The organism is Pseudomonas sp. HMSC063H08, assembly GCF_001813645.1.
Lineage (GTDB): Bacteria > Pseudomonadota > Gammaproteobacteria > Pseudomonadales > Pseudomonadaceae > Pseudomonas > Pseudomonas aeruginosa.
On record NZ_KV813482.1, the window covers coordinates 1 to 2,727 of the forward strand.

A 2,727-nucleotide genomic window follows, 5' to 3' on the forward strand; every position below is an offset into this window, starting at 1 on the left:
TTGCCATGCCGGGTGATGCCGGACACGGCCAGCGCGGTGGCTAGGTGGGTTTTACCGGTGCCTGGCCCACCGATCAGCACCACGTTCTGCGCGGTGTCGGTAAAGGCCAGGCTGGCCAGCTCGCTGATCAGGCGTGCGTCGGCGCTAGCAGGCCGTTGAAAAACTCGGCTTCAACTGCCCCAACCCGTCCGGTTTGGCGCTTTTTCAAGCGCTTTGGCCTAACGGAGTCCACACAAGGCCTGACTTCAGGCCTTTTTGACAGGTTTCAGCACCACGTTCACGCCTTTCGGCGTTTTTTGGGCGTAACTCGCCCTATACATGCGATCCTCGCCACCAACCCGACAGGCTACCCAGTCGGATCAGGTTGTAGACCGAGAAACCCAGCAATAACTGAGCACTCAGCTTGGCGCGACCGATCAGCTTGGTCTTGCGCAGGCCGCCAACCGTCTTCAGCCAGCCAAAACCTTCTTCGATCCGCTTGCGGATCTTCTGGCTGGCGGCATACCCCGGATGCCGCGTGGTGCGCCCATCGATGGCGCTGCCCTTGCGCTTCTGCGCCACATGCGGTGTCACTTTCAGCTCGCGCGCCCTCTGCACGAAACGCTTCTGGTCGTAATTCTTGTCTGCACCTACCGTGCTGCCCGGCTTGGCCGTGCGCTCCAGCATCTCCAGCGCCGCCTCTACCTCGGTACGTCCATTGAACTCGGTGCATTCCACATCCACGATCAGACCGTTGCGGTGCTCCATCATCGTGTGGGCCATGTGCGCCAGACGACTGGCATCGCCATTGCTCTTGCGCGCCAGCCGGGCCTCGGGATCGCTGGTCGATTGGTGGGTCGCGTTGCTGCGCTTCTCGCCCTTGAAGTCGGCATCGGGGTTGCGCGTGCCATCCTCCGGTGGGTCGCCGCCATCCTTCTTGATAAAAGACTTGTGCGAGGCCCAGGCGTCGATCAGCGTGCCATCGACGCTGAAATGCTCGTTGCTGGCGTACTCGGACCATGCGGCCAGCGACTTGATGCGCTGGAAGAACAGCCGCGCTACATCCTGGTTGAACAAGCGGTCACGGTTCTGGCTGAAGGTCGAGTGATCCCACATGCGCTCGTCCATCGACAAGCCGACGAACCAGCGAAACAGCAGGTTGAAATCAATCTGCTCGACCAACTGCCGCTCGGAGCGAATGGTGTAAATCACCTGCAGCAACGAGGCGCGCAGCAGCCGCTCCGGCGCAATCGAGGCCCGTCCCAGGGTGGAATACAGCCCGTCGAAGTCCCGATCCATCGAAGCCAGAACGGTATCGACCAGGCCTCGCAGGGGACGCAGCGGGTGATCGTTCGGGATGCGCTGCTCCAGCGTCGTATAACTGAACAGCTCGTTTTGTTTGAGGTCGAGTCCACGCATCGGCTTGGGCTGGCTTCGGCAGAAGAGGATGGCCGCCATTTTGCCAGAGCCACACGGGCTCTGGCTTTTTTCAACGGCCTGCTAGGGGCTGGCTAGGTGTCAAAAAGCGCTGGGCCCCATTTCTTTTTTGTGCCCTAGATACCCACCCTTAGATATCGCTAAGAGCTATAAACTGCAGGCAGTTAGATAAGGCCAAAGCTTTGCGGGACGGCACTTAGAGGCATTTTTGAACGCTTGCCACCAACCAAGATTCCTGTACCGCATTACCCTCCGAAGGCAGGGGTCGTGGGTTCGAATCCCGCCGGATGCGCCATACAAATCAAGCACTTACCAAAAGTCATTAGCCACAAGCCACCTCTCATGGGTGCATGGTAGGTGCAGTAAGCCTAAAGGAAAGCCCCGTCCTGAATCGCTCAGGCGGGGCTTTTTTATGCCGGCCAGCTCAAATGTCTGTCGTCAGTTCCAGCAGGGCAACCGGGTGGTCTGCGTCGCTCCCGGTAAGTTCGATCCCCTGGCGATTGGTCAGGCAAGGTGGGATTTTCCTCACTTCCCCCATTGGCGGTTGTGAGATAGCGCCGCGTTAGCCCATGGCTCAGTTCGGAGCCATCGCTGGTCGCGCCAAGGGGCGCACTTGAAATGCGCCCCTTCCCGGTAACGCGATCAACGTTAGTCCACCGTTAGCCAACGTTGCTCCAACGTTAATGCCCGAGGCCGTAACTCAGCGGGGTCGCCGTCTCCACAAAATTGCGGCCACGGTCGCGCGATCATCTCCTGAAAAATCAGGGCATGTTCACTACGAATATTTTGTAGTGGCGGCTTCAGCCGGTGGCTGGAGTGAGAGTTTTACGAGACTCTCGTAATACCCCGAATCTGGGGGATTTTGTGCGTCCGAAATTCGGACGCACAAAACACCGACTGACGACGAATTTCGTCCGCAGTCAAAAGGACGTTTTGCGTACTTTTGAAGCCGGGTTTTCAAATGCGGGATATTCCCGTATTTGCGCTTGAACGCAGCGAGCCTTTGCCTGCAATGCAGGAGATCCAAAACCGGCGATTTGCCGGTTTTGAGGTCGGACTATCCGACTTCAAGCCGGCCACCCGCATTTGAACGGCGGTTCGCCCCCATTGGGGGAATACCGGCTGAGGGAGAGGTCACGCATACGGTGGAAAGGTGAGCTTGTACCGGCTGGGCTTGGTGAACGTTTGGACAATCAGACTACGCGTGCTGAAGCGTTGTTTGGATAGGGGCAGAGGCAGAAAATACTCCAACCATTCAGCCTCACAATCCAAAAGCCATTGTGCAACTTTTTGGTTGATAACGTTGTGGAT

Annotated in this window: 1 protein-coding gene and 1 pseudogene; both read right to left on the reverse strand. The window is 58.0% G+C overall.

The genetic code is table 11. The features are described 5' to 3' along the window. A pseudogene (locus tag HMPREF2924_RS34600) lies at positions 1-149 on the reverse strand (ATP-binding protein); the annotation flags it as partial. 163 nt (positions 150-312) lie between these two features. After that, positions 313-1,398 (reverse strand): IS5-like element ISPst12 family transposase, encoded by a 1,086-nt coding sequence (locus HMPREF2924_RS20160; RefSeq protein ID WP_031633778.1) that lies wholly within the window; start codon positions 1,396-1,398, stop codon positions 313-315. Between the last annotated feature and the right edge of the window lie 1,329 nt (positions 1,399-2,727).

Excerpts from the sequence above, each read along its gene's own strand:
- HMPREF2924_RS20160 (WP_031633778.1), bottom strand. The coding sequence starts at position 1,398 with ATGCGTGGACTCGACCTCAAACAAAACGAGCTGTTCAGTTATACGACG.